Source organism: Streptomyces sp. PL-29, assembly GCF_058344425.1.
In genome coordinates this window covers 1,964,355-1,990,308 of sequence record NZ_CP136996.1, presented here as the reverse complement: position 1 = coordinate 1,990,308, position 25,954 = coordinate 1,964,355, and the positions used below count along the sequence as shown (strand labels likewise).

General features: G+C 70.9%; 20 protein-coding genes. 11 read left to right on the top strand and 9 right to left on the bottom strand.

Annotation, left to right across the window (positions count from 1 at the left end; translation table 11 throughout):
- The first annotated feature begins 85 nt into the window (after positions 1-85).
- Complete coding sequence (locus R4Z63_RS09055) at positions 86-3,103, top strand: bifunctional [glutamine synthetase] adenylyltransferase/[glutamine synthetase]-adenylyl-L-tyrosine phosphorylase (RefSeq protein ID WP_384454929.1); 3,018 nt, start codon at positions 86-88, stop codon at positions 3,101-3,103.
- A gap of 145 nt (positions 3,104-3,248) precedes the next feature.
- Here the strand turns inward: R4Z63_RS09055 and R4Z63_RS09050 are convergent, their stop codons facing one another.
- The 4 genes from R4Z63_RS09050 to R4Z63_RS09035 all read right to left on the bottom strand — a co-directional run bounded on the left by R4Z63_RS09050 (position 3,249) and on the right by R4Z63_RS09035 (position 8,119).
- Positions 3,249-4,025, bottom strand: a complete 777-nt coding sequence (locus R4Z63_RS09050) for a CAP domain-containing protein (RefSeq protein ID WP_384455819.1) — start codon at positions 4,023-4,025, stop codon at positions 3,249-3,251.
- 963 nt (positions 4,026-4,988) lie between these two features.
- Positions 4,989-5,423: a hypothetical protein gene (locus R4Z63_RS09045; RefSeq protein ID WP_037927219.1), complete on the bottom strand. Its 435-nt coding sequence runs from the start codon at positions 5,421-5,423 to the stop codon at positions 4,989-4,991.
- A 1,131-nt stretch (positions 5,424-6,554) separates the two neighbouring features.
- Entirely contained in the window at positions 6,555-7,451 is an 897-nt protein-coding gene (locus R4Z63_RS09040) for a helix-turn-helix domain-containing protein (RefSeq protein ID WP_384455822.1), read from the bottom strand.
- Between the two features lie 203 nt (positions 7,452-7,654).
- Positions 7,655-8,119 (bottom strand): ATP-binding protein, encoded by a 465-nt coding sequence (locus R4Z63_RS09035; RefSeq protein ID WP_384455825.1) that lies wholly within the window; start codon positions 8,117-8,119, stop codon positions 7,655-7,657.
- A 119-nt stretch (positions 8,120-8,238) separates the two neighbouring features.
- On the opposite strand from R4Z63_RS09035, the gene R4Z63_RS09030 reads away from it, so the two are divergent.
- From R4Z63_RS09030 to R4Z63_RS09010, 5 genes are all read left to right on the top strand, one after another.
- Positions 8,239-9,081, top strand: coding sequence for a helix-turn-helix domain-containing protein (locus R4Z63_RS09030; protein ID WP_384455850.1), 843 nt, complete (start codon positions 8,239-8,241; stop codon positions 9,079-9,081).
- Positions 9,078-9,338: a DUF397 domain-containing protein gene (locus R4Z63_RS09025; RefSeq protein WP_384455828.1), complete on the top strand. Its 261-nt coding sequence runs from the start codon at positions 9,078-9,080 to the stop codon at positions 9,336-9,338. The genes R4Z63_RS09030 and R4Z63_RS09025 overlap by 4 nt, the downstream gene beginning before the upstream one ends.
- Entirely contained in the window at positions 9,335-10,441 is a 1,107-nt protein-coding gene (locus R4Z63_RS09020) for a hypothetical protein (protein WP_384455831.1), read from the top strand. Before R4Z63_RS09025 ends, R4Z63_RS09020 begins: the two co-directional genes overlap by 4 nt.
- Positions 10,438-10,938, top strand: coding sequence for a GNAT family N-acetyltransferase (locus tag R4Z63_RS09015; RefSeq protein WP_384455834.1), 501 nt, complete (start codon positions 10,438-10,440; stop codon positions 10,936-10,938). The genes R4Z63_RS09020 and R4Z63_RS09015 overlap by 4 nt, the downstream gene beginning before the upstream one ends.
- A 147-nt stretch (positions 10,939-11,085) precedes the next feature.
- On the top strand, positions 11,086-13,155 hold the full coding sequence (locus tag R4Z63_RS09010) for a phosphocholine-specific phospholipase C (RefSeq protein ID WP_384455837.1): 2,070 nt from the start codon (positions 11,086-11,088) through the stop codon (positions 13,153-13,155).
- 55 nt (positions 13,156-13,210) lie between these two features.
- On the opposite strand, the gene R4Z63_RS09005 is transcribed toward R4Z63_RS09010, so the two are convergent.
- The 4 genes from R4Z63_RS09005 to R4Z63_RS08990 all read right to left on the bottom strand — a co-directional run bounded on the left by R4Z63_RS09005 (position 13,211) and on the right by R4Z63_RS08990 (position 18,563).
- Positions 13,211-14,119, bottom strand: coding sequence for a nitroreductase/quinone reductase family protein (locus tag R4Z63_RS09005; RefSeq protein WP_384455840.1), 909 nt, complete (start codon positions 14,117-14,119; stop codon positions 13,211-13,213).
- 552 nt (positions 14,120-14,671) lie between these two features.
- Positions 14,672-15,562 (bottom strand): phosphatase PAP2 family protein, encoded by an 891-nt coding sequence (locus tag R4Z63_RS09000; protein WP_384455843.1) that lies wholly within the window; start codon positions 15,560-15,562, stop codon positions 14,672-14,674.
- Between the two features lie 74 nt (positions 15,563-15,636).
- The gene (locus R4Z63_RS08995) at positions 15,637-16,677 is read right to left on the bottom strand and encodes a LacI family DNA-binding transcriptional regulator (protein WP_037927693.1); all 1,041 of its coding nucleotides are present in this window, start codon (positions 16,675-16,677) and stop codon (positions 15,637-15,639) included.
- Between the two features lie 26 nt (positions 16,678-16,703).
- Positions 16,704-18,563, bottom strand: a complete 1,860-nt coding sequence (locus R4Z63_RS08990) for a glycoside hydrolase family 13 protein (protein ID WP_384455846.1) — start codon at positions 18,561-18,563, stop codon at positions 16,704-16,706.
- 222 nt (positions 18,564-18,785) lie between these two features.
- On the opposite strand from R4Z63_RS08990, the gene R4Z63_RS08985 reads away from it, so the two are divergent.
- The 5 genes from R4Z63_RS08985 to R4Z63_RS08965 are packed head-to-tail and all read left to right on the top strand — an operon-like array spanning position 18,786 to position 24,658.
- Positions 18,786-20,057 carry an extracellular solute-binding protein gene (locus R4Z63_RS08985; RefSeq protein WP_037927196.1) on the top strand — a complete coding sequence of 424 codons (1,272 nt, stop codon included), beginning with the start codon at positions 18,786-18,788 and terminating at the stop codon, positions 20,055-20,057.
- A 7-nt stretch (positions 20,058-20,064) separates the two neighbouring features.
- Positions 20,065-21,111 carry a carbohydrate ABC transporter permease gene (locus R4Z63_RS08980; RefSeq protein ID WP_037927192.1) on the top strand — a complete coding sequence of 349 codons (1,047 nt, stop codon included), beginning with the start codon at positions 20,065-20,067 and terminating at the stop codon, positions 21,109-21,111.
- A 2-nt stretch (positions 21,112-21,113) separates the two neighbouring features.
- The gene (locus tag R4Z63_RS08975) at positions 21,114-21,956 is read left to right on the top strand and encodes a sugar ABC transporter permease (RefSeq protein ID WP_384454570.1); all 843 of its coding nucleotides are present in this window, start codon (positions 21,114-21,116) and stop codon (positions 21,954-21,956) included.
- Between the two features lie 51 nt (positions 21,957-22,007).
- Complete coding sequence (locus tag R4Z63_RS08970) at positions 22,008-23,657, top strand: glycoside hydrolase family 13 protein (RefSeq protein ID WP_384454567.1); 1,650 nt, start codon at positions 22,008-22,010, stop codon at positions 23,655-23,657.
- Entirely contained in the window at positions 23,654-24,658 is a 1,005-nt protein-coding gene (locus tag R4Z63_RS08965; protein ID WP_236647808.1) for a LacI family DNA-binding transcriptional regulator, read from the top strand. The genes R4Z63_RS08970 and R4Z63_RS08965 overlap by 4 nt, the downstream gene beginning before the upstream one ends.
- 308 nt (positions 24,659-24,966) lie before the next feature.
- Here R4Z63_RS08965 and R4Z63_RS08960 read toward each other — a convergent pair whose 3' ends face one another.
- Positions 24,967-25,662 (bottom strand): CPBP family intramembrane glutamic endopeptidase, encoded by a 696-nt coding sequence (locus R4Z63_RS08960; RefSeq protein ID WP_384454564.1) that lies wholly within the window; start codon positions 25,660-25,662, stop codon positions 24,967-24,969.
- Positions 25,663-25,954: the final 292 nt, after the last annotated feature.

The following is a 25,954-nucleotide window of genomic DNA, read 5'->3' as shown; positions in this document are numbered from 1 at the left end:
CCACGGCCATGATCCGCCGGACAGGCCCTAGGCTCGACCCAGGCCCGCCAGGGCAGTGGCAGCGACAACCGCGGGAGGCGGCGGGATGACGGTCCCGGGACGCAGGAGCAGCACCTTCATCCGGCTGCTGCGCAGCGGGTTCACCGACCCCTCCGCAGCCGCCCGGCTGCTCGACTCCGAGGCGCTCGCCGCCGTACGCGCCGATCCCGTCCTCCTCGACGCCCTCGGGGCGACCGCCGACCCCGACCTGGCCCTGCGCGGGCTGGTCCGACTCGCCGAGGCGCAGCCCGACGGCGAGCTCCCCGTACTCCTCGACACCCTCGTCAGCGCCAAACCCCTCCGCGACCGCCTCCTGGGCGTACTCGGAGCCTCCGAGGCCCTCGGCGACCACCTGGCCCGCCACCCCCGCGACTGGCTCGACCTCGTCACGTACGAGGCCGCCGACCTGCACCCCGGCCTTCCCGAGTTCGAGCGGGGCCTCGCCGACGCCCACGACCCCGTCGCCCTGCGCGTCTCCTACCGGCGCTGCCTGCTCTCGATCGCGGCCCGCGACGTCTGCGGCACCATCGACGTCGCCCAGACCGCCGCCGAACTCGCCGACCTCGCCACCGCCACCCTCCGCGCCGCCCTGCGGATCGCCTGCGCCGCCGCCCCCGAGGACGCGGCGCTCTGCCGTCTCGCCGTCATCGCGATGGGCAAGTGCGGCGGCAACGAGCTCAACTACGTCTCCGACGTCGACGTGATCTTCGTCGGTGACACGACAGCAGCGCCTGCCCAGGGCGGGGCCGCCGGGGACGGCGCCGACGAGGCCAAGGCCCTCCAGGCCGCCACCCGCCTCGCCTCGCACCTGATGCGGATCTGCTCCGAGACCACCGTCGAGGGCACCATCTGGCCCGTCGACGCCAACCTCCGTCCCGAGGGCCGCAACGGACCCCTCGTCCGCACCCTCGCCTCACACCTGGCCTACTACCAGCGCTGGGCCAAGACCTGGGAGTTCCAGGCCCTCCTCAAGGCCCGCGCCGTCGCCGGAGACGAGGATCTGGGCTCCGAGTACATCGAGGCCATAAGCCCGCTGGTCTGGCAGGCGGCCGAACGCGAGAACTTCGTCCCCGACGTCCAGAAGATGCGCCGCCGCGTCGTCGACAACATTCCCGCCGCACACGTCGACCGCGAACTCAAACTCGGCCCCGGCGGCCTGCGCGACGTCGAGTTCGCCGTCCAGCTGCTCCAGCTCGTCCACGGCCGAAGCGACGCCACCCTGCACTCCGGCACCACCCTCGACGCCCTGCACGCCCTCGCCGCCGGCGGATACGTCGGCCGTGCCGACGCCGCCCAGCTGCACGACGCGTACCGCTTCCTGCGCGCCATGGAACACCGCATCCAGCTCTACCGGCTGCGCCGTACCCACCTGGTGCCGGAGGACGAGAACGACCTCCGGCGCCTGGGCCGCTCGATGGGCCTGCGCACCGAACCCGTCGCCGAGCTCAACAAGGCCTGGCGCCGGCACGCCTCCGTGGTCCGGCGCCTGCACGAGAAGCTCTTCTACCGTCCGCTGCTCGACGCCGTCGCCCAGCTCGCCCCCGGCGAGACCCGGCTCTCTCCGCGCGCCGCCGGCCAGCGTCTCGAAGCCCTCGGCTACGCCGACCCGGCCTCGGCCCTGCGCCACCTGGAGGCCCTCGCCTCCGGCGTCACCCGCAAGGCCGCCATCCAGCGCACCCTGCTCCCGGTGATGCTCGGCTGGTTCGCCGACTCCGCCGACCCGGACGCCGGCCTGCTCAACTTCCGCAAGGTCTCCGACGCCCTGGGCAAGACGCCCTGGTACCTGCGTCTGCTGCGCGACGAGGGGGCCGCCGCCGAGAACCTCGCCCGGGTGCTGTCCGCCGGACGCCTCGCCCCCGACCTGCTGATGCGCGCCCCCGAGGCGGTGGCCCTGCTCGGTGACCCCGAAGGGCTCCAGCCCCGCACCCACGAGGCCCTGCGCCAGGAGGTCCTCGCCGCCGTGGGCCGCGCCGAGAATCCGGAGACCGCCGTCGCCGCCGCCCGCGGAGTGCGCCGCCGCGAGCTCTTCCGTACCGCCGCGGCCGACATCATCGGCTCCTACGGTACGGAGGACAGCCCGGCCGAGGAGGACCACGGCGCTCTGGTCGACCGGGTCGGCGGGGCGGTCTCCGACCTCACCGCCGCGACGATCGCGGGCGCCCTGCGCGCCGCCGTCCAGTCGCACTTCGGCGACACCCTGCCCACGCGGTTCGCCGTCATCGGCGTCGGCCGATTCGGCGGCCACGAACTCGGCTACGGATCCGACGCCGACGTCCTCTTCGTCCACGAACCCCGCGAGGGCGTCGACGAGCAGGAGGCCGCCAAGGCCGCCCAGACCGTCATCGCCGAGATGCGCCGACTGCTCCAGCTGCCCACTGCGGACCCGCCGCTGCTCATCGACGCCGACCTGCGTCCCGAGGGCCGCTCCGGCCCGCTGGTGCGCACGCTGGCCTCCTACGCCGCCTACTACCGGCGCTGGTCGCTGACCTGGGAGAGCCAGGCGCTGCTGCGGGCCCAGCCGGTCGCCGGCGAGGAGGAGCTCGGGCGCCGCTTCATCGAGCTGATCGACCCGCTGCGCTATCCGGCGGAGGGCCTCGGCGACGACGCCGTCAGGGAGATCCGCCGCCTCAAGGCCCGGATGGAGTCGGAGCGGTTGCCGCGCGGCGCCGACCCGACCCTGCACACCAAGCTGGGCCGCGGCGGTCTGAGCGACGTCGAGTGGACCGTCCAGCTGATCCAGATGCGGAACGCCTGGGCCGAACCGGGCCTGCGGACCACCCGCACCCGCGAGGCCCTCGCGGCCGCCCACGCGGCGGGGCTGATCCCGACCGACGAGGCACAGATCCTGGACGAGGCCTGGGTCCTGGCGACCCGGGTCCGCAACGCCGTGATGCTGGTGCGGGGCCGCGCCGGGGACACCTTCCCGTCCGAAGCCCGTGAACTGGCGGCGGTGGGCCGCTACCTCGGCTACGCCGAGGGCACGGTCGGCGAACTGTTGGACGACTACCGGCGCACCACGCGCCGGGCCCGCGCGGTGGTCGAGGAACTCTTCTACGGAGGCTGAACGGCCTTCTGCCGCACGGCACCGGAGCCCCGGATCCGCGACGGCGGGCCGTCGGACCCACGCGGGTCCGACGGCCCGCCGTCGCGGGGTGGGCCGTCGCGGGGTGGGCCGTCGCGCGGTGGGCCGTCGCGCGGTGGCGCGGGCGTCAGCGGGCCGTGCCGAAGTCCTGCGTCCAGTAGTTGCCGGGCTGGGCCAGGCCGATGCCGATCTCCTTGAAGGAGCAGTTCAGGATGTTCTCCCGGTGGCCCTGGCTGTTCATCCAGCCCTCCATGACCTTCTCGGGCGTGCTGTAACCGTAGGCGACGTTCTCGCCGTACGTGCTCCAGTTGTAGCCGGCGCGGGTGATGCGCGTGCCGGGGTTCGACCCGTCGGAGCCGGTGTGGGACATGTTGCTGTGGGCGGCCATGTCCGCGCTGTGGTCCTGCGCGGCCTTCGTGAGCTGGGCGTTCAGGGTGACCGCCGGGCACCCGGCGGCGGCGCGCTCCTGGTTGACCAGGGCGAGGACCGCGGCGACCGAGCCGGAGGCGGTCGGCGCGGGCGAGGTCTTCGGCGGCTGGGGCGCCTGCGGCTTCTTGGTGACCGGCGGCTTCGCCGGCTGCGGCGCGGCCTTCGGCGGCTGCGTCTGCGAAGGCCGGGAAGGCGGGGAGGGCTGCGCGGGCCGGGAGGTCTCCTCGACCGGCTGCGCGGGGGCTGTGGGGCTGCTCGGCGCCGTCGGAACGCCGACCGGGACCATGAGGTCCGGGGCGGCGGAGGGCTCGGACTGCCACGGGCGCTGCGCCTGGTGGCTCGCGGTGCGCGTCCGGCCGGCGTCGTCGCCGCCGTTGAAGCAGGCGAGAGCGGCCGTGGGGACACCCACGATTCCGAGGGCGCTGACGCCGATGACTATTTTCCGGTACTGCTTCTTCTTCCGATGCTTCTGCATGCGTGACCTCATTCGGTGATCGCGAAGCTTCCGGCGCCGGAACTGCGGGACGCCGGAATGGTCGACATTCTTAGAAGCCCGCCATTGGCCTGGCAAGTTTCCGTTTCGCGTTCACGCGGGGGATTCGGCACGCCGCTTGAAACAGGCCGTTGATCGTGCATGGTCACGATCTGGTCACTGTCGCAACCATGTGATGTGTCTTCAGGAGCGGCCGTGACCAGGGAAGTAGGGCGCAGGTCATGCGGTAGCGAGCATTCCGTTCCCGCAGGAGAGGGGAATGTCGAATCCAAAACGGACAAATGTCGAAATGTCGATGAGCTGGCACGCCCGGGAAGTCCTCTGGTGCCGAGGCTCCGGTCGTGACGCATGTCACGCAACCGGGGGTCGGATCGTGGCGTCGGAGCCCGCGTCGCAAGTAGGGCATGGTGCGAACAGGATTTGTCTGGGTTTGTAGCGTGAGGTCGAGGTTTCGTACGGGTCGGAGGCGGTCGCGGCCGTGGGGCGGAGGGTCGCGGCGAGATGTTGACGTGTCCGTCCTTGCGGAAGTCGCTGATGGCGGCGCTGCGCAGGGGAGGTGTGGTGCGAGGGGTTCTCGGTGTCCCGGCTACGTCTCATTCACGTGGCGAGGTCGGCGCAGGTGGTGTCGAAGGCGCCCTCGCTGGTGAGTCGGTGGATGCGTTCGACGGTCTTGCTCGGTTCTCATGGGCCCCCCATTCACGTGATCACGAGCGCTGCACCTGTTCTGCTTTCCGGGTTCCCCTCCCGCGCATCGGGCATGACGTCACGTCATTCACGAAGCCGGAGAACGGCCGACCGGACCAATCTCCACCGTGCGGTGTCCCTGCCTCAGGACCGTCCGGATCGCGGCGAGGGCGCGCGCGGAGTGGGGGAGGCCTGATTTCATTGCCTGCCCCGAGGCCGAGGCCCAGGACGGCACAGCAATCCGGCGCTCGACATCGGGCATCAGAAGAACGTGGTGAATATAAGAAGTGCGCCAGCGGCCGCGAATCCGAGCCCGAACCAGCCGAGGATCGGAACGAAGACGAATGCGACTGCGGCGCGCAGCACGAAGAACTGAATCGGCCATTTCTCGGCTACGTGGGGGCGTGTGGGTAGACAGGTGAGGGGTACCGGGCCTCCGATCGGCGGCAGCATTCCCTCCCATGAGTCCAGGGTCACCTTGTGATTCCCGCCCGAAGGTCCTTGGTACGTCACGACGACGCGACTTCCGTCGCGCATGCTCACATACCCCAGACATCTCCCCTCGGTGCGTACGCCGTGCCTCTTGAGGCAAAACTGGTTGAACACTCTTCGGGCCATCCACTGAGTCACCCAAAGGATTCCGCAGGAGACGAACAGGAAGAAGAATCCAAGTATCAGGCCGCCGAGTCCGCTCATTCGCAACCTTCCTCTCGTGGTCGTCCGAGAGCGGTAGTTTTCCCGTCGGGACATCCGGGTTCAGGGGGTCAGTTGTTCGTGCCCGATTCCTTGATGCACCATCAGGTTGGTATGGGTGTAAGCGAGACACTCGCCGAAAATCAAGGCCAGCGCGACCGTGTACAGCGCTTGTGGAACCTTGTCCGCGAAGGCTTCCAGATGGGGGAGGAGGCCGCGGCCCTCACCTTCTCGCGGTCGAAGACGGCGGGGGATTCCTTCCCGGCTTGCGGTGCGGGGCGCGGGGCCTCGGCTCGTGCTCGCACCTGCTGGGAATCGAGCCAGGCGATGGGCGCTAATTCAGTGGCGTCTGAGGCGAGTTGCACCATAGTTCCTCACTTGTCCACTGCTCGGATGTCTCGGTGTCTGGGTATCAGGCAGGAGTGGACGATTGTATCAATGCACGTTGCAGGAAAACGGACTTGGGGTGTCTCAAGACTTCATGCTCAAGGGGGAGTTGAAAGCTGGCCGCCTACTGGGCTCAACGGATCCCCCAAGCGAGTTCACCGCTGCCAAGACCTGGGGGTCGCACTCCTCTTCGGCCGCTTTCCCCCGCCGTCCAACGTGGGAAATCCGTCATGGGTAAACCCAACCCGGAGTACCGGAACGGCTTCTTGCGTCGGGCTCGCGATCCGGAGGAGCCAGCGACGACTTCCAGTGGTGGGAGTGCCGCTCCTGCCTGCGGTCAGGTTGGTTGCAGGCTACGGGGATGCGCGGCCGGTCTGGGTGTGACCGATGGGGGTGCAGACAGGCGGGCGCGCCTTCGTGATCAGTGTCCAAGCCCAGTGGGACGAGGTGGCCCGTACCTGCTGATCCTTGACCTATCCCCGCGGTGCCGGTGAAACCGGGGGCGCTGGACACCGGACGGATCGCCGACCTGCACTGTGCCCCACCAGGCGCCGTCGACGGCAAAGCACTCACGGGACCAGTCGGTCTCATCGCGGCGCGCCGGCAGGGACCTCGCCCGGCGGGCGGCGGGACCTGGCGGCGATCGTCGCCCGCTCCCGCTCGGGCGACGCGGTCGGCCGCACAGCATCGTTTACGGACGTGGCTGCGGGTGAGTCGCTGTAGCGCGTGGGCACCGGAGCGCACGGTTCAGGCGGCGGGGGTCGCCGTCCCGGCCGTCGGCGGTGGCGTGCAGCTGCGGCAGCGGCCGGGGGCGGGGGAGCGGAAGGCGAGCTCGCAGCCGTCGCACGTGCGGAGGGGGTGGACGGTGAGGTCCGGGCCGGCCGGGTGGGGCGCCCGGGGATCCGGCAGGCGGGGCGGCAGTTGTTCCCGCAGGCGGTGGGCGAGCAGCGCGGCGGGAGAGTGGATCGGCACTGCCGGAAGCGAGCGGGAGAGGGCCGCCGTGACGGCGCTCGGGGTCACCCCGCGCTCCAGCCATTCCGCCGCGGCGGGCGCCAGTCGTACGGCGTCCCGCTCGGACAGCGTCAGCCGCGGGTCGCGCAGCCGCAGCCGGGCCAGCAGTTCCCGTGCCTCCGACTCGGCCTCGGGGGTGACGGTTTCGGGCGCGGGCGCGGGCGCGGGCGCGGGTTCAGGTTCGCGGTGCGGGCCGGGCCGGGGTTCAGGCTCCGGGTCGGGGTCCGGCCGAGGGGTGGGCATCGGCTCGGGCCGCCGAGGCGGCAGCCGCTGCTCGCGGCTCGCCTCGGCCATCGCGGGCGGGTTGTTGTACGAGATCGTGCAGGTCACGACCCGCCCCGTCGGCAGCCGCTCCTGGAGGCGGGCCAGGTAGCCGTACCGCTCCAGCTCGCGCAGGGCGGTGGCGATGCGGACCTCGCCCTCCGGGAAGCGTTCGGCGAGGTCCTTGATGGTCACCTTGGAGCCGGTCGGGAGCGACTGGATGTGCGTGGCCAGGCCGATCGCCGCCAGGCTCAGCCGACGGTGCTGGGCGAGATGGTTGCCGATCTTGACGTAGCCGCGGCGGTGGTCGTGATTGACGTGCCGGATGCCCGACGGGACGCGCGAGGGCGCGCTAAGCTGCTGGTCAGCCATGGGGAAGGTGCTTTCTTCCGCTGTGGTCAGGCCCTCGCCCGGGATTGCCGTCCCGGCCGGGGGCCGAATGCGTTTTATGGGGTTGTCGGGAGTCAGAGTGCCCGGCGAATTGGCTTATGCACCAGCCCGGTTGGGGTGATTCACCCGACCGAGTGAGAGGGGAGGGGGAGGTGTGGAAGGTCATTTCTCCCGGTGGTTAGTCTTTAGGCGTCGTGTGGGACCGGATATTGATCCACCGGGTCGCGGAAACCTCGATCCGGTGGAATCGGACTCGCCACATCAATTTCCGCCCACACCGTCTTCAGTGGCGCCGGACCGAGATCCGTTCCCCACCGCGCGGCGAGCGCGGACACCAGCACCAACCCCCGCCCCGACTCCGCCTCGGGGTCCGGCGCCCCGCAGGCTGCGGGTGGTGCGAACTCCCGCCGCGTGTCCGACACTTCGATACGGAGCGTAGGGCCCTGCACGAGGTGCAGCACGAGCCGAAAATCCCGCCCGCGCACCCTGCCGTGGGTTACGGCGTTCGCGGCGAGTTCGGCGACGACCTGTGCCGCATCCTCGAACGGAAGCTTTCGCTCCGTGAGTTGGGCCACCGTGAGCGCGCGTGCGGCGCGGGCTCCGCGCGGGGTGGAGGGGAGCGTGGCGACGAGGGAGGTTTCCTGATTCACGTGACTGAGCGTGGCCATCCGTGCGTACCCTGAACAGAGTTGAGGGCGCTGTGTACGGCGGTTGTCCAGAGCGGTCCCGTGGTGTCCTCGCGGTCCAAGGGGAGGCGGATGTGAGCACGATGGACGGTGCCGACGAATCGAGCTGGGAACTCGATCCGGAGGACGAATCCGGGGCGGTCATCGCCACGGTGGGACGCCAGCTGAAGATGTGGCGTGAGGCGGCGGGTTTTGACCGAACCAAATTCGGTGAGCGGATGGGATACGGGGCGAACCTGATCTACAAGATCGAGCGCGGAGCTCGTATTCCGCGACCGGAGTTCCTGGACAAGGCGGACGAGGTCCTCGGGGCGGGCGGGAAAATCGCCGCCATGAAGGCCGATGTCGAAAGGGCCCGCTACCCCAAGAAGGTCCGGGATCTGGCCAAGTTGGAGTCCGAGGCGGTGGAGATCGGGTCCTACGACAACGTCGTGGTGACGGGCCTGCTCCAGACGGAGGCCTACGCCCGTGCCCTGTTCGGGCTGAGGCGCCCGGGGTTCTCGGAGGACGAGGTCGAACGCCTGGTCGCCGCGCGGCTCGCCCGGCAGAGGATCCTCCAGCGACATCCGGCCCCGCTGCTGACCGTCGTACAGGAAGAGGCTGTGCTCCGACGGCCCATCGGGGGCAAGATGGTGTTGCGCGGCCAGTTGGAACACCTGTTGGAGGTCGGCAGGCTGCGCACCGTCGAGATCCAGGTGATGCCCATCGCGGTCGAGGAGCATTCCGGGCTCGCTTCATCGTTCAAGGTCATGCGTCTCAAGGACGGAACGACGTTGGGGCACAACGAAGTTCAGCTGGCCAGCCGCTTGATCACCGAGCCCAAAGAGGTTCAGCTCCTGGACATGCGCTATGGCATGATCCGGGCACAGGCCCTGACGCCTCGGGCATCGCTGACGTTCATCGAAAAGGTATTGGGGGAGACATGACCATCAAGCCGTCGAGCGAGGGCCTCTCCGCCCTCACGTGGGTCAAGAGCAGCTACAGCACGGCCGATGGACCGGACTGCGTTGAGGTCGCCTGGACCAAAAGCAGCTTCAGCACCAACGACGGCCCCGACTGCATCGAGGTCGCCCACACCCCCGGCACGGTCCTCGTCCGGGATTCCAAGCGGCCCGAGGGCGCACGCCTCGCCGTCACCCCGGACGCCTGGACCGGATTCGTGGCGCACGCCGCCATCGTGTGAGCCGCCGGGACGCAGCCGTCGAGACCGTACTCCGGAAGCGGTGGCCGGACCCGGCCTGCTGGGACGCGGTGGTCGACGCCGTGTGCTCCGAGCAGTCGAGCTACGACGCCGACCAGGCGCTGATCCAGGCAGGCACGGCCATCGCCCGGCACGCCGACCGGATCGCCGAGGACCTCCGCCGACAGCAGGGGTCCTTCGGGACCGCCGTCGGCCACGACGTGAGCGTGCGCGCCCTCGCCCTCGCGGGAACGGGTGACCTGCGGGCCCTACCGGCCCTGCACTCCCTCGCCGAGCATGGCGGGCTGCCGTACAGCCGCCCGGAAGCCCGGGTCATGGCCGCGCTGCCCCCGGCCGAGCTGGCCGCGGTCATGCGGACCAAGCTGCGGCGCGACGGCGACCGCTACCACGGGAACACCACCGCCCTCGAAGTCCTCGCGCTCTGCGGTGCCGACGCCGCACTTGCCGTGGACGACGTGGCCCGGCGCCTGGACACGCAGTACGCCTACGACGCGATGCGCGTGCTCGGCCGGATCGGCCCGCCGGCCGCCGCCACGGCGGACCGGCTGGCCGCGTACGCCACCGGTCGGGGCCGCGGGGCCCGCGGCTCCTACCCGCGCCGCGCGGCCTGGGCGCACTGGAAGGTCACCGGAGATCCCGCCCTCGCCCTCGACGTGTGCGGGGCGGCCGTGCGGTCCGGGACCGCCAGCCACGGCCTGCCCTTCCTGGCCGACCTCGGCCCGTTGGCCGCCGTACACACAACCCCCGTGCGCCGCCTGATGGATTCGCCCGGAGCGTGGACCAGGACGTACGCCGCGCACGCGTACTGGCGGATCACCGGCGACCCGGAGTCGGCCGTGCCGGTGCTGCTGGCCGAGGTGGACCCGGCCTGGGACGGCGGTCCGGCCCTACCGGTACGGGAGGCCGTCCGGGTCCTCGGGGAGATCGGTGCCCCGGCCGTTTCGGCGGCGCCCCTGCTGCGCAGGATCCTCGCGCAGGAGGAACGGCTCGGCCGGCCCTGGGACGGCGTACGGATCCTCGCCGATCAGGCCTACGTCCGTACGCTCACCGAAGCGCTGGAAGGGATCGACGGGTGGGGGAAGTGAAGTTCACGACGCGCCGCGCGGGCCCGGGCGACGCAGACGTCCTCGGCGGAATCCACGCCGCCGCCTGGGAGGCGGCGTACGCGCCGTTCTTCGATCAGGGGTTCGCCGCGGACGGCATCGCGAGCAGGCTCACCCGCTGGCACGCACGGATCGCGGCGCAGGACTCCACGATCCTGCTGGCCGGAGGGGACGGCCGGCCGGTGGCCATGTCCGTCTTCCGCCCGTCCTCGACCACACCCGGCCTCGCCGAGATCCTCTCCTTCTACAGCCACCCCGACAGCTGGGGAACGGGCGTCGCCGCGGCCCTGATGACCGGGACGCTGGAGTACCTGCGCGCCGACGGTGTCACCCGCGCCCACCTGTGGACCCTGCGCGACACCCCGCAGTCCCGTCGCTTCTACATCAAGTGCGGTTTCGCGGAGACCGGCGCCGACCGCCCGTACGACTTCGGTGACGGCAACCCCCTCACCCAGGTCGAGTACGAACGGGGGTGCTGAGGGCGGCGCGCCGAACTCCGGTGGAATCCGCCCGTCGTTCGCCTGCCGTACCCGCCGACGTCACATCCGGCACCCTCTCCGGTCCTCCGGGCGCGCTGTTCTTGTGAGCGCTCCACCACCCGCGAACGAAGCAGAGGTCGTCACCCCATGGCAGAACTCAACCGCCGCCGCTTCCTCCAGCTCACCGGCGGCGCAGCCGCCCTGACCCTGCTGGGCGAGAGCATCGCCCGCGCCGCCGCGATCCCCGCCCAGGGGACGACGGGCACCCTCGCCGACGTCGAGCACATCGTGGTCCTGATGCAGGAGAATCGTTCCTTCGACCACTACTACGGCGCCCTGCGCGGCGTCCGCGGCTTCGGCGACCCGCGCCCGGTGACCCTGCCCAGCGGCAAGTCCGTCTGGCACCAGGCCGACCGGGCGGGCAAGGAGACACTGCCCTTCCGACCCCCGTCCGACGACCTCGGCATGGAGTACCTCCAGGGCCTCAACCACGACTGGGCAGGCGGGCAGAGCGCCTTCAACAAGGGCAGGTACGACAACTGGGTGCCCGCCAAGACGCCCGCCACCATGGCCTACCTGACGCGCGAGGACATCCCCTTCCACTACGCCCTCGCCGACGCGTTCACCATCTGCGACGCCTACCACTGCTCCTTCATCGGCTCGACCGACCCCAACCGCTACTACCTCTGGTCGGGCCACACCGGCAACGACGGCAAGGGCGGCGGCCCGGTCCTCAACAACGCCGAAGCCGGTTACGACTGGACCACCTACCCCGAGCGCCTGGAGGCGGCCGGGATCTCCTGGAAGATCTACCAGGACATCGGCGACGGCCTGGACGCCGCCGGCTCCTGGGGCTGGATCAACGACGCCTTCCGCGGGAACTACGGCGACAACTCGCTGCTCTACTTCAACAAGTACCGCGATGCCCGGCCCGGCGACCCACTCCACGACAAGGCCCGCACCGGCACGAACGCCAAGGCCGGCGAAGGCTACTTCGACGGGCTGCGCGCGGACGTCACGGCCGGCACCCTGCCGCAGGTGTCCTGGATCGCCGCCCCCGAGGCGTTCACCGAGCACTCCAACTGGCCCTCGAACTTCGGGGCCTGGTACATCGCGCAGGTGCTGGACGCGCTGACGTCCAACCCCGACGTGTGGGCCCGTACCGCGCTGTTCATCACCTACGACGAGAACGACGGCTTCTTCGACCACGTCGTCCCGCCGTACGCCCCGGCCGACGCGAGCCAGGGCCTGTCGACCACCCCGACCGCCCTGGACGTCTTCCCCGGCAAGGCCGGCTACGTCGCCGGACCGTACGGGCTGGGACCGCGCGTGCCGATGCTCGTCGTCTCGCCCTGGAGCACCGGAGGCTACTCCTGCTCCGAGACCTTCGACCACACCTCCGTGATCCGCTTCATGGAGGAGCGCTTCGGCGTGCACGAGCCCAACATCTCGCCCTGGCGGCGCGCCGTCTGCGGCGACCTGACCTCGGCCTTCGACTTCGCCCGCAAGGACACCTCCACGGCGACGCTGCCCGACACCGGCCTGTGGGAGCCGCAGGACCGCGAGCGGCACCCCGACTTCCGGGCCACCCCGCCGGCCGTGGGGTCCATGCCGCGCCAGGAGAAGGGCCAGTGCCGTACCAGGCCGCTGAAGTACGCCCCGTACGTCGACGGCGCCGCGCTCACCGCCGAGGGCAGGTTCCGGCTGACCTTCAGCGGCGGGCCGGACCTGGGCGCGCAGTTCTACGTCACCTCCGCCAACCGGACCGACGCCCCCTGGACGTACACCACCAAGGCGGGAACGTCGGTCTCGGACACCTGGAACACCCGCTATTCGGCCGGTGTCACCGACCTGACCGTCCACGGCCCCAACGGCTTCCTGCGTGCCTTCCGCAATCCCGGCACCACCCCCGGCCCCGAGGTCACCGCACGCCACAACGCCACCACCGGCAACCTGGACCTCACCCTCACCAACGCGGGGGCGTCGACGGCGACGCTCACCGTCACCAACGCCTACGGCGGGGGAGCCAAGCGCCTCACGGTCGCCCAGGGCGCCACCGTCACCCACACCGTGTCCCTGAAGAACACGCGACGCTGGTACGACGTGACGGTCACCTCGTCCGAGACCGCGGACTTCGGCCGCCGCTTCGCCGGCACGGTCGAGACCGGCGCGGCCGGCCTCTCCGACCCGGCGATTCTGACGGACCGCTCTTCCTGACCCCGGGAGCCCCCGCCCCCACCCGGGGCCGCGGCCGCCCGGAGCGCAGTGGCGTTCAGGCGGCCGGCGGCGGCCCCGGCGGGAAGGGGATCCCGGCGAGCAGCGGGAGCAGCGACTCCTCCTCGTAGTCGAGGTGGGCGTTCAGCTCGGACGACATCCGGGCCAGCTCCCTCCGGAAGTCCTCCGGGTCGGTGCCCGTGATGTCCGCGAGCAGCGCGCTCAGCTCCTGCTGCAGCCGCGCCACCGTGAGGTGTTCGGTCCGCAGCCGCTCGAAGACCTCCTTCAGGTGCGGGTTCCGCGCCGCGAGCGCGGGGAACACGTGGGCGTCCTCACCGGTGTGGTGGAACTCCAGCGTCTGGCAGAAGGCCAGGCAGTGCTGGCGGATCTGAAGTCCCAGTCCGACCGCCGGCACGGCCTCCTCGCCCTCGTGCGCGGCCGCCCTCGCGAAGTGCTCCTCCACCTCGGCGCCCACGTGCCGCAGCTGCCCGCGGAGCCACACGTGCACGTCGACCAGCTGGTCGGCCAGGCTCCGGACCTCCACCGGTCCCTCGCCCGGAGCGGGATCGCTCGTGTGGAGCGCCACCACCGGCAGGACCCTGCTGGTGCTCTCCTGGTACGCGCCGTAGCCCGGCTCCGAGGCCACCACCTGTGCGAACAACCGGTCGCGGTGGGCGCCCTCGGCCGGCACCGCGACCGCCTCGAAGGACTCGGCGCCGATCTCCACCGTCACCAGCGGGTGCGCGAGCAGGTTGTGGTACCAGTCGGGGTGCTTGGGCCCGCCCAGGTTGGAGCCGATCACCAGGAGCTCACCGCCGTGGCGCACGTAGCCCAGCGGGACGGTCCACTCCTCGCCCGACCGGGCGCCGGTGGTGGTGAGCAGGAGGAGGTCACTGCCCTCGAAAGGGCCGCCGACCTTTCCCTGGTTCGCGCGGAACTCGTCGATGACGGACTGGTTGAAGGACATACGGGTTCTGACTCCTTGGTGAGGCGACAGCGGAAGGAAGAAGGAGGGGGAGGGGGAAGGGGAGGGAAGCGCGTGCACCGGACCGAGGCGGAATCAGAGGTGCCGGAAGCGGGCTGCCGGAAACGACAGCGCGACGCGGGGAGAGGAAACGGCACGGCCGACGCAAGCGGCGGTGCGGGCGCGCGGAGGCGCCTGGGTCAGGCAGAGCCCGGGGGAAGAGAACGCATGGGATCGTCCCTGATGTGCGGGTGGTCGCCCGGTCACCGGCCGGCCCAGTTCTCTTTGGCCGGCGCCACGCGCCACGGCCTCATTACAACGAGCGCTCGTGGATCTTGTCAACGCGGCCGGACGGTCCCCTGGCCGGATCCGAGCGGTGCCCGGGCGCCCTTCCCGCTGCGTGGCTGACCACCGCAGGGCAGCAGGGGATCGACGTACGAACGGCAGCGGGGAGCGTTCGGCCCGCCCCGTGCCTCCCGGCGGGCGCCCCGCCCACCGGGAGGCGCGGGGCCGGTGGGCCGGTGTCTGTCCGGCGGGATCAGGGCCGGGCGGTCCTCAGCGCTGCGGCCGGAAGCGGCTGACGAGCTCCGACGCCGGGTGCGGGCCCGTGTGCTCGGGGTGGCGGGGCAGGCGGTGCGGCAGCGAGCCGTACCAGGCGTGCGAGACGGCGTAGCCGAAGGCCAGGCAGATCATGCCGCCCACGGCGTCGAGCCAGAAGTGGTTGGCGGTGGCCACGATGACGACGAGGGTCGCCGCCGGGTAGAGCAGGCCCAGGATCCGGGCCCAGGGGGCCGAGGCGACCGCGAAGATCGTCAGCCCGCACCACAGCGACCACCCTATGTGCATGGACGGCATCGCAGCGTACTGGTTCGACATGTGCTTGAGGTTCCCGGAGGCCATGGAGCCCCAGGTGTGGTGGACCAGCACGGTGTCGACGAAGTGCTGCCCGTTCATCAGCCGGGGCGGCGCCAGCGGGTAGAAGTAGTAGCCGACCAGGGCCACGCCGGTGGTGGCGAAGAGGACCAGGCGCGTGGCGGCGTACCGGCCGGGATGGAACCGGTAGATCCACACCAGTACGCCGATCGTCACGACGAAGTGGAGTGTGGCGTAGTAGTAGTTCATCCCCACGATCAGCCACGTCACGGAATTGACCGCGTGGTTGACCGACTGCTCGACGGCGATGCCGAGCGTCCGCTCGACCCCCCAGATCCAGTCGGCGTTCGCGAGGGCGATCGACTTCTGCTCGGGCACCGCGTTGCGGATCAGCGAGTAGGTCCAGTAGCTGACCGCGATCAGCAGGACCTCGAACCAGATCCGCGGCCGGCGCGGGACCCGCAGTCGGGAGATCAGGGCGCGGTCGGAGCCCGGTCGGGTCTCGGTCTCGACCGCTACGGGTGAGGAGACATCCGTCCGGGTTTCCAGTGTCTTCACGCTCGCTTCACCCATGGGGAGAGAGTTTGCCAGATGAGCTTTCGCCTCCGATCATCCCTCGGGACGGTCTTCGGCGCAGCCGCTCCCTCTCAGGTACGAGACGGGCCGCGCCGCTGCCCGGGGCCCGAGGCGGTGGAGCCGCGCACGACCAGTTCCGGCAGGAACACGAATTCGCTGTGCGGGGCCGGGGTACCGCCGATCTCCTCCAGCAGCGTCCGCACCGCCGCCTGTCCCATCGCCTGCACGGGCTGCCGGATGGTGGTCAGCGGTGGGTCGGTGAACGCTATGAGGGGGGAGTCGTCGAAGCCGACGACCGAGACGTCCTGCGGCACCCGCAGCCCCTGCTGCCGGGCCGCCCGGATCGCGCCGAGCGCCATCATGTCGCTCGCGCACACCACCGCCGTGCAGCCCCGTGAGATCAGTGCGGACGTGGCGGCCTGGCCGCCTTCCAGGGAGTAGAGGGAGTGCTGGATCAGTTCCTCGATCTCGGCGTCGCCGAGCCCGAGTCGCTCCTTCATCCCGCTGCGGAAGCCCTCGATCTTCCGCAAGACCGGTACGAACCGCTTCGGCCCGACCGCGAGGCCGATCCGGGTGTGCCCGAGGGCGGTCAGATGCGTGACCGCGAGCTGCATCGCGGCGCGGTCGTCGGGGGAGACGAAGGGGGCCTGCACCTTGTCGGAGAAGCCGTTGATCAGAACGTAGGGGACACCTTGTCCGCGGAGTTGGTCATAGCGGCCCATATCGGCCGTCGTGTCGGCGTGCAGTCCGGAGACGAAGATGATCCCCGAGACCCCGCGGTCGACGAGCATCTCGGTCAGTTCGTCCTCGGTGGATCCGCCGGGGGTCTGGGTGGCCAGCACCGGCGTGTACCCCTGGCGGGTCAGGGCCTGGCCGATGACCTGCGCGAGGGCCGGGAAGATGGGGTTGTCCAGCTCGGGCGTGATCAGTCCGACGAGGCCGGCGCTGCGCTGGCGCAGCCGTACGGGGCGCTCGTAGCCGAGGACGTCCAGCGCGGCCAGCACGGATTCGCGGGTGCCCGCGGCCACACCGGGCTTGCCGTTGAGCACGCGGCTGACTGTGGCTTCGCTGACCCCCGCCTGGGCTGCGATGTCGGCTAGCCGTGCGGTCACGGGATTGGACTGTACCGGCCGCCACATCAAAATGCCCACCACGTGCACGAATCCGGGGGGAGACGGACGGTGCGACCGTCCGTCTCCACGGGGGCGCTGGAGAGCACGGGACGGCCCGGCGCGGGGAGTTCGACGGTGTCGGGCCGGGTGTTGAGGGTGCAGGCGAAGCCGGGGCGGGTGAAGAGGAGGACCCCGTCGGGCGCGGGCTGCCAGGCCATTCCGCAGGCGCCGGACGGCCCGCCGGCCTCGGGCGCGCCCAGCCCGGGCATCGCCCGGCGCAGTTCCAGGGCGGCACGGTACAGCTCCAGAGTGGAATGCGGGTCACCGGTCTGGGCGGCGACGCTGAGGCCGGCCCAGGCCGGCGGCTGCGGCAGCCAGCTGCCGGCCGGCCCGAACCCGTACGGGGGCTCCGCCCCGGCCCAGGGAAGGGGGACCCGGCAGCCGTCGCGCAACCCGTCCTGGCCCTCCGCCTCCGACGCGGTCGGAGGTTCGGGTGCGGCCGGTGCTTCGGGTGCGGGCCCGGAGTCCGCTGCGGTGTCCGGCCGGGCGCGGTCGTCCGCGCCGGGCCGCCCGGTCGGTTCCGGGAAGGCGGGTTCGCCGGGGCGGGGGGCGATGATGCCGGCGGCCGCGGGGGTCGGGCCCGGGGCGGGCTCGCCCGCGGGGGCCGGGATCCGCTGACGGCCCCCGCGGCGGAAGGCCGGGTCCTGGCGGGCTTCGGGCGGGAGGTCCGTGACCTCCGGGAGGCCGAGTTCCTCGCCCTGGTAGAGGTACGCCGAGCCCGGCAGGGCCAGCATCAGCAGGGCCGCGGCCCGGGCCCGGGCCAGGCCGCGCGGTCCGTCGCCGTAGCGGGTCACGTGGCGTACGACGTCGTGGTTGGACAGCACCCACGTGGTCGGGGCGCCGACCGAGGCGGTGGCGGCCAGCGACTCGTCGATCACGGTGCGCATCGCCGTCGGGTCCCACGGGCAGGTCAGGAACCGGAAGTTGAACGCCTGGTGGAGCTCGTCCGGTCGGACGTACAGGGCGAGCCGCTCCGAGGTCGGGGCCCAGGCTTCGGCGACGCCGATGCGCTGCCCCTCGTAGGAGTCGAGCAGGCGCCGCCACCCGCGGTGGATCTCGTGGACCCCGTCCTGGTCGAAGAACGGGAGCGGCTCCGTGCCGATGAGCGTGGCCTGGGCGCCGCGGCCGATGTCCGGCAGGCCCTCCGCCTTGACCATGCCGTGGGCGACGTCGATGCGGAAGCCGTCCACGCCGAGGTCGAGCCAGAAGCGCAGGACCGAGTCGAACTCGGCGGCGACCTCCGGGCGGCTCCAGTCCAGGTCCGGCTGCTCGGGTGCGAAGAGGTGCAGGTACCACGCGCCGTCCGCGACCCGGGTCCAGGCCGGACCGCCGAAGACCGACTCCCAGTCGTTCGGAGGGAGGCTGCCGTCCGCGCCCCGGCCGGGGCGGAAGAGATACCGCTCCCGGGCCCCCGGCTCCCCGGCGAGCGCGGCCCGGAACCACGGGTGCTGCTCGGAGGTGTGGTTCGGCACCACGTCCACGATGACCCGGAGCCCGAGCCCGTGCGCGGCCCGGACGAGCTCTTCGGCGTCGGCGAGGTCGCCGAAGAGCGGGTCGACGGCCCGGTAGTCGGCGACGTCGTAGCCGCCGTCCGCCTGCGGGGAGACGTAGAAGGGGGTGAGCCACACGGCGTCGACCCCGAGGCGGGCGAGGTGGGGGAGGCGGGAGCGGGCGCCGCGCAGGTCGCCGATCCCGTCGCCGTCGCTGTCGGCGAAGGAGCGTACGTACACCTGGTAGATGACGGCATCGCGCCACCAGTCACCGCTCGCAGTCGTCGCGTTGCTGTAAGCGCTTGCAAGGCCGACGGCCGTCGACTCGTGGGTCATATCGGGGTCAACGCGGTGACATGCCCCCTGGTTGCGGGCCCGGGCAGTCGAAGACGACTCGAACTAACAGCAAGCCGCGGCAACCGTCCGGACACACGGATGTAACGATCGCCTCCGCTTGCAGAAAGTTTGCGCAAGGTCTTTCGGTCCTCTTTCAGTCTTGTTACGTTCCTGGCAACTCGGGACCGCGAGGGCGCGGCCGGAATCATCGAAGGAGTTCATATGCGGCGTGGCATAGCGGCCACCGCGCTGGTCGCGGCCCTGGCGCTCGCGGCGACGGCTTGCGGCGGTGACGACAAGGGCGACGGCGGGACCGACGCAGGCGGCGAGCTTTCCGGCACGGTCACCTGGTGGGACACCGCGAACGACGCCGAGAAGGCCAGCTTCCAGAAGATCGCCGAGGCGTTCACCGCGAAGCACCCGAAGGTCACGGTCAAGTACGTCAACGTCCCGTACGGCGACGCGCAGAACAAGGTCAAGAACGCCTTCAGCAGCGGCTCCGACGCGCCTGACGTGATCCGCGCGGACGTCGGCTGGGTCGCCGACTTCGCCTCCCTCGGCTACCTCGACGAGGTTCCGGCCGACATGGCGAAGAAGGTCGACAGCGACTTCCTTCCGCAGGCCGCGGCCAGCGCCAAGTACGAGGGCAAGACCTACGCCGTGCCGCAGGTCATCGACACCCTCGGCCTCTTCTACAACAAGAAGATGCTCGCCGATGCCGGAGTCGAGCCGCCCAAGACGCTGGCGGAGCTGAAGACCGCCGCCGACGCGATCAAGGCGAAGACCGGCAAGGCCGCCCTCTATCTCCGCGGCGACGACTCCTACTGGTTCCTCCCGCTGATCTACGGCGAGGGCGGCGACCTCGTCGACGCGAAGAACAAGACGGTCACCGTCGACAACGAGGCGGGCGTCAAGGCCTTCAAGACCGCCCGTGACCTGGTCACCTCGGGTGCGGCGATCACCAACGCCACCGACGGCTACGCCAACATGCAGACGGCCTTCAAGACCGGCGAGGCCGCCATGATGATCAACGGTCCGTGGGCCGTCGCCGACACCTACGCCGGCGACCAGTTCAAGGACAAGGCCAACCTCGGCGTCGCCGCCGTCCCGGCCGGCTCCGCCAAGGCCGGCGCCCCGCAGGGCGGCCACGACCTCGGCGTCTACGCCGGCTCGAAGAACCGCGCCGCCGCCCACGCCTTCGTCGAGTACATGACCTCGCAGGAGGTCCAGGTCCAGTCCGCCAAGGAGCTGAGCCTGCTGCCGACCCGTACCGCCGCCTACGAGCAGCCGGACGTCAAGAGCAGCGAGATGGTCCAGTTCTTCAAGCCGGCCGTGGACAAGGCCGTCGAGCGCGCCTGGATCCCGGAGAACGGCTCCCTCTTCGAGCCGCTGAAGGTCGAGTACACCAAGGCGATCACCGGGGCGTCGAGCCCGGAGGAAGCCGCCAAGGCGGCCGGCATCGAGTTCCGCAAGATCCTCAAGGGCTGGAAGTAACGAAACCATGGCTGCTGACACCAGCCAGTCGGTGGCGAAGGCCGCGGACGACGGAGTCGGGAACGACTCCGCCGTCCGCGGCCGGAGCCGCTGGACTGACAGCGGGAACACCGGGACCCCCCGGAGCACAGGTGGCCTGAGGCGCGCCCTCGCCACCCACTGGTACGCCTGGGCCATGGTCGCCCCGGTGGTGCTCGTCCTCGGCGTGATCATCGGGTGGCCGCTGGTGCGCGGCATCTACCTGTCGCTGACCGACGCCAACGAGCGCAATGTCGCCCGTGACATCGGCGCCCGCCACATCGACGCCACGTACGAGTTCATCGGACTCGACAACTACACGGCGGTGCTCGGCGACCCGGTGTTCCTGCAGCGGCTGGTGTGGACGGTGGTCTGGACCGTCGCGTGCGTGTCCATCACGTTCGTGCTCGGACTGACCCTCGCCAACATGCTGAACCGGCAGTTCCGGGGCCGCGCCGCCTACCGGATGGCGCTCATCCTGCCCTGGGCCGTGCCCGGCTTCGTCTCCGTCTTCGCCTGGCGGTTCCTCTTCAACCGCGACAACGGCATCCTCAACAAGGTCCTCGACGGCGGCGGCATCGCCGCCGTGCCGTGGCTCGACGACCCGACCTGGGCCAAGTTCTCGGTCATCGCCGTCAACGTCTGGCTGGGCATCCCCTTCATGATGGTCGCCCTCCTCGGCGGCCTGCAGTCCATCCCCGGCGAGCTCTACGAGGCCGCCGAGATGGACGGCGCCAGCGCCTGGCAGCGCTTCCGCCACATCACCCTGCCCGGACTGCGCACGGTCAGCATGACCGTGATCCTGCTCTCCACCATCTGGACCTTCAACATGTTCCCGGTGATCTTCCTGCTCACCCGGGGCGGACCGGGAGACTCCACCGAGATCCTGGTGACCCAGGCCTTCCGGGAGGCCTTCATCACGAGCCCGCGCGACTTCGCCGTCTCCGCGACGTGGGGCGTACTGATCCTCCTGCTGCTCATGATCTTCGCGCTGGTCTACCGGCGCTCGCTGCGCAAGCAGGGAGAGGTGTGGTGACCATGACCAGCACGCGTACCCGGGGCAGCCGCTCCCCCCTGGCCTCCGTCGGCCTGCACGCGACCCTCGCCGTCGCGTCCGTCATCGCCGTCTTCCCCGTCCTGTGGATCCTGCTGACCTCGCTCAAGCCCGCGCAGCACGCCATCACCACGGACTTCGTCAAGGAACCCACCCTCAGCAACTACACGTACCTGCTGGAGTCGAGCCACTTCCTCGACTGGTTCCTCAACTCCGTCCTGGTCGCCGGCGTCACCACCGTCCTCGGTGTCTTCATCGCCGCCACCACCGGATACGCGGTCAGCCGCTTCAAGTTCCCCGGCATGAAGCCACTGATGTGGACCCTGCTCATCACACAGATGTTCCCGATGGCCATCCTGATCGTCCCGCTCTACAACCTGATGGGGCAGCTCGGGCTGCTCAACCAGCCCGTCGGCCTGATCATCACCTACCTGACCATCGCCGTGCCGTTCTGCGCATGGATGATGAAGGGCTTCTTCGACACCATCCCGGTCGAGATCGACGAATCGGGCCGCGTCGACGGACTGAACCCCTTCGGCACCTTCTGGCGGCTGATCCTCCCGCTCGCCAAGCCCGGCCTCGCCGTCACCGGCTTCTACGCCTTCATCACCGCCTGGGGCGAGGTCGCCTACGCCTCCGCCTTCATGGTCGGCGAGGAGAACCTCACCCTGGCCGGCGGACTGCAGACCTTCGTCACCCAGTACACCTCCAACTGGGGTGCGATGAGCGCCGCCTCGGTCCTCATCGCCATCCCCGCGGCGATCTTCTTCGTATTCGCCCAGCGTCACCTCGTCGCCGGGATGACGGCAGGCGCCACCAAGGGCTGACCACCCGAGCCTGCCCGTTCGCCTTCCCGGCCCGATCTCTCCAAGGACGACATGACCCAGCACCTCGCCGACGCACTTCCCACCACCACCGGCACCACGCCCGGCTGGTGGAGAGACGCGGTGATCTACCAGGTCTATCCGCGCAGCTTCGCCGACTCCAACGGGGACGGCATGGGGGACCTCGAAGGCATCCGCAGCCGCCTGCCCTACCTCAAGGAGCTGGGCGTCGACGCCGTCTGGCTCAGCCCCTTCTACGCCTCCCCGCAGGCCGATGCCGGCTACGACGTCGCCGACTACCGGGCCATCGACCCCATGTTCGGCACCCTGCACGACGCCGACGCCGTGATCCGCGAGGCCCACGGACTGGGACTGCGCATCATCGTCGACCTCGTCCCGAACCACTGCTCCGACCAGCACGAATGGTTCAAGCAGGCGCTGCGCGAAGGCCCCGGGTCCCGGCTGCGGGAGCGGTTCCACTTCCGTCCCGGCCAGGGCGAGGACGGCGAACTGCCCCCCAACGACTGGGAGTCGATCTTCGGCGGGCCCGCCTGGACCCGGGTCGCGGACGGCGAGTGGTACCTGCACCTCTTCGCACCCGAGCAGCCCGACTTCAACTGGGAGCACCCTGCCGTCCAGGACGAGTTCCGCTCCATCCTGCGCTTCTGGCTCGACCTCGGCGCCGACGGCTTCCGCGTCGACGTGGCCCACGGCCTGGTCAAGGCCCCCGGCCTGCCCGACCTCGGCGCCAGGGACCAGCTGAAGCTGCTCGGCAACGACGTCATGCCCTTCTTCGACCAGGACGGCGTCCACGAGATATACCGCTCCTGGCGCCGGATCCTCGACGAGTACGAGGGCGACCGCGTCCTGGTCGCCGAGGCGTGGACCCCCACCGTCGAGCGCACGGCCCGCTACGTCCGCCCCGACGAGATGCAGCAGGCGTTCAACTTCCAGTACCTGACCACCGACTGGGAGGCGACGGCGCTCCGCGAGGTCATCGACGGCTCGCTGGCCGCGATGCGCCCCGTGGGCGCCCCCACCACCTGGGTGCTGTCCAACCACGACGTCACCCGGCACGCCACCCGCTTCGCCAACCCCGCCGGCCTCGGCACCCAGCTGCGCGAGCCCGGGGACCGCGAGCTCGGCCTGCGGCGCGCCCGCGCGGCGAGCCTGCTGATGCTGGCGCTGCCCGGCTCGGCGTACGTCTACCAGGGCGAGGAACTCGGCCTGCCCGACGTCACCGACCTGCCGGACGAGGTCCGCCAGGACCCGTCCTTCTTCCGTGCGGCTGGACAGGACGGTTTCCGGGACGGCTGCCGGGTCCCCCTCCCGTGGTCGGGCACCGAGGCCCCGTACGGCTTCGGCACCGGCGGCAGCTGGCTCCCGCAGCCCGACTCCTGGGCCGGGCTGAGCGTGGAGGCGCAGACCGGCGACCCGTCCTCCACCCTGGAGCTGTACCGAACGGCCCTGCGGCTGCGCCGCGAGCGCCCCGACCTGGGCGCGGGTGACTCGGTGGACTGGCAGGACGCCCCCGAGGGCGTCCTGGCCTTCCGCCGCGGGGACTTCCTCTGCACCGCCAACACCACCGGCACGGCCGTACGCCTCCCCGTCGCCGGCGAGGCCCTGCTGTCCAGCGGCGCGACGGTCGAGGACGGCGTGCTGCCGGCCGACACCACGGTGTGGTGGCAGGTGACGTCGGGGTGACCTCCCCCCTCCGGCTGACGGACATCGCCGCGCAGGCCCAGGTCAGCGAGGCGACGGTCAGCCGTGTGCTCAACGGCAAGGCAGGCGTCGCGGCCGGCACCCGGCACAAGGTGCTGGCCGCGATGGACCTGCTCGGCTACGAACGGCCCGTGCGGCTCAAGCGGCGCAGTAACGGCCTGGTCGGACTGCTGATCCCGGAGCTCACCAACCCGATCTTCCCGGCGTTCGCGCAGGTGATCGAACAGGCCCTGGCCGGGCACGGGTACACGCCGGTGCTGTGCACGCAGACGCCCGGCGGGGCCACCGAGGACGAGCTGGTGGAGCAGCTGGAGGAGCGGGGGGTCACCGGCATCGTCTTCCTTTCCGGCCTGCACGCCGACTCCCACGCAGATCCCGCCCGCTACCAGCGGCTCGCCTCCCGGGGGCTGCCGTTCGTGATGATCAACGGCTTCAACGAGCACGTGAACGCCCCCTTCATCTCCCCGGACGACCGGGCGGCCGCCGAGATGGCCGTACGGCACCTGCAGGACCTCGGACACGAACGCATCGGGCTGGCCATCGGGCCGACCCGGTACGTGCCCTCGGCCCGCAAGGAGCAGGGTTTCCGGTCCGTCGTACCGGACGCGGAGGCCGAGGGGCGGATCCAGCGCACCCTGTTCACGGTCGAGGGCGGGCACGCCGCCGGCGGCGCCCTCCTCGACCGCGGTTGCACGGGCATCGTCTGCGGCAGCGACCCGATGGCACTCGGGGTGATAAGGGCCGTGCGCGAGCGGGGCCTGCGGGTGCCGCAGGACGTCTCCGTGGTCGGCTTCGACGACTCGCCCCTGATCGCCTTCACGGACCCGCCGCTCACGACGGTCCGCCAGCCGGTACGGGCGATGGCGACGGCGGCGGTCGGCGCCCTCCTGGAGGCGGTGTCCGGGACCCCGGTCCAGCGCACGGAGTACGTCTTCCAGCCCGAACTGGTGGTCCGCGGCTCGACGGGCCAGTCGCCGGAGTAGCGGTACGGGCGCCTGCGGCTGGGCCGGGACCGGCCTGGGCCCGTGCGCGGGGCGGCCGGACGCCGGCGGAAGCCGGTGGGGCGGGGCGGCCGGTCAGGGATGGCCGTTCAGGGACGGCCGAAGGTCGTCGCGCAGCGGCGCCACGACAAGGCCCCTCGCCGACGGCGCGTGCAGGCCCGAGCGGGCGCGCTTGCGCAACCGGAATCGGTGAGGTCGGCCCTGGCGCCACCGTGCGTGGTCGGTGGTGGGCCACCCGGCCGGGCAACTGGCCATGGAGAGCAGTGGCGGGTGCTCCCGGACCTTGCCGGTCACCTCTTCTGCTTGACCTCCTGCTGGCCGCTCTCCCCGCAGCGGCCCTCCTGCGCTCGAATCCGGACCAGCGCCACGCCGTAGCCGGTGAGCGCGAGAAGGCGGAGCGCCTCCCACCAGACCGGAAGCTCGCCCGGGCTGTTGGAATTGGTCCAGTTGCTCACAGCATGCAGAAGTGCCAGCGGCCAGATCGAGACGGTGTGGAGGCGAAGCGCGGCCAGCACGAATCCGAAGACGGACGCGTGCAGGACCTGGAACACCATGTACTCCGGCGACCGGCCGAAGACAAGTCCGGATATGACGTGTCCCAGACCGAACAGCAGAGCGACCCAGAGGGTGAGCCGCCACGGTGACAGTGCACGCAGAAGTTCCTGCATGACACCGCGTGCGTACAGCTCCTCGCTGATCCCGACCGACAGCATCAGCAGCGCACTCGCCGCCAGGGCGCTTGCCGGGCCGACGACGCCCCGCGTCAGCTCCAGGCAAACCACGAGGTACGCCGGTACCAGTAGCCACGGGCGGCGTGGCCGCAGAGTCGCCAACCACGGGGACCGCCACCATCGAAACAGCGCCACCACCGCCAACGGGACGACGCAGGCGGCCAGATTGACAAGAACCGGCCCGGCGAAACCGATCGAAGGGAGTGCGAACGCGGCGGCGAACAGTGCCAGATGCCATCCGACGTTCACGCCCATGGCGGCCAGAAGAGGAAACCGTACGGGAGAGGCGCTTGACGAGGTCACGATCAGCCAGTGTGCCCCAGCGGTGCGGGGGCCGAGTGAAACCGGAACCCCCAAAGCCGGTTGGCCGGGTGCCCGGTGGTGACCGTTGCGGCCCACGAGCCGGGGCTGCGGACCGGACGGAACAGCCGGCGGGGCACCCCGGGGTGCCGTTGACGAGCGGCGAACCAGAGGGCAAGTAGCCCCTCTGTGGGCCTGGTGGGCCCAACCAGGGAGCAACCGGAAGGAATGGGGCGCGAGTTGGGGT

Excerpts from the sequence above, each read along its gene's own strand:
- R4Z63_RS09055 (WP_384454929.1), top strand. The coding sequence starts at position 86 with ATGACGGTCCCGGGACGCAGGAGCAGCACCTTCATCCGGCTGCTGCGC.
- R4Z63_RS09050 (WP_384455819.1), bottom strand. The coding sequence starts at position 4,025 with ATGCAGAAGCATCGGAAGAAGAAGCAGTACCGGAAAATAGTCATCGGC.
- R4Z63_RS09045 (WP_037927219.1), bottom strand. The coding sequence starts at position 5,423 with ATGAGCGGACTCGGCGGCCTGATACTTGGATTCTTCTTCCTGTTCGTC.
- R4Z63_RS09040 (WP_384455822.1), bottom strand. The coding sequence starts at position 7,451 with ATGGCTGACCAGCAGCTTAGCGCGCCCTCGCGCGTCCCGTCGGGCATC.
- R4Z63_RS09030 (WP_384455850.1), top strand. The coding sequence starts at position 8,239 with ATGGACGGTGCCGACGAATCGAGCTGGGAACTCGATCCGGAGGACGAA.
- R4Z63_RS09025 (WP_384455828.1), top strand. The coding sequence starts at position 9,078 with ATGACCATCAAGCCGTCGAGCGAGGGCCTCTCCGCCCTCACGTGGGTC.
- R4Z63_RS09010 (WP_384455837.1), top strand. The coding sequence starts at position 11,086 with ATGGCAGAACTCAACCGCCGCCGCTTCCTCCAGCTCACCGGCGGCGCA.
- R4Z63_RS09005 (WP_384455840.1), bottom strand. The coding sequence starts at position 14,119 with ATGTCCTTCAACCAGTCCGTCATCGACGAGTTCCGCGCGAACCAGGGA.
- R4Z63_RS09000 (WP_384455843.1), bottom strand. The coding sequence starts at position 15,562 with ATGGGTGAAGCGAGCGTGAAGACACTGGAAACCCGGACGGATGTCTCC.
- R4Z63_RS08990 (WP_384455846.1), bottom strand. The coding sequence starts at position 18,563 with ATGACCCACGAGTCGACGGCCGTCGGCCTTGCAAGCGCTTACAGCAAC.
- R4Z63_RS08985 (WP_037927196.1), top strand. The coding sequence starts at position 18,786 with ATGCGGCGTGGCATAGCGGCCACCGCGCTGGTCGCGGCCCTGGCGCTC.
- R4Z63_RS08980 (WP_037927192.1), top strand. The coding sequence starts at position 20,065 with ATGGCTGCTGACACCAGCCAGTCGGTGGCGAAGGCCGCGGACGACGGA.
- R4Z63_RS08975 (WP_384454570.1), top strand. The coding sequence starts at position 21,114 with ATGACCAGCACGCGTACCCGGGGCAGCCGCTCCCCCCTGGCCTCCGTC.
- R4Z63_RS08970 (WP_384454567.1), top strand. The coding sequence starts at position 22,008 with ATGACCCAGCACCTCGCCGACGCACTTCCCACCACCACCGGCACCACG.
- R4Z63_RS08960 (WP_384454564.1), bottom strand. The coding sequence starts at position 25,662 with ATGGGCGTGAACGTCGGATGGCATCTGGCACTGTTCGCCGCCGCGTTC.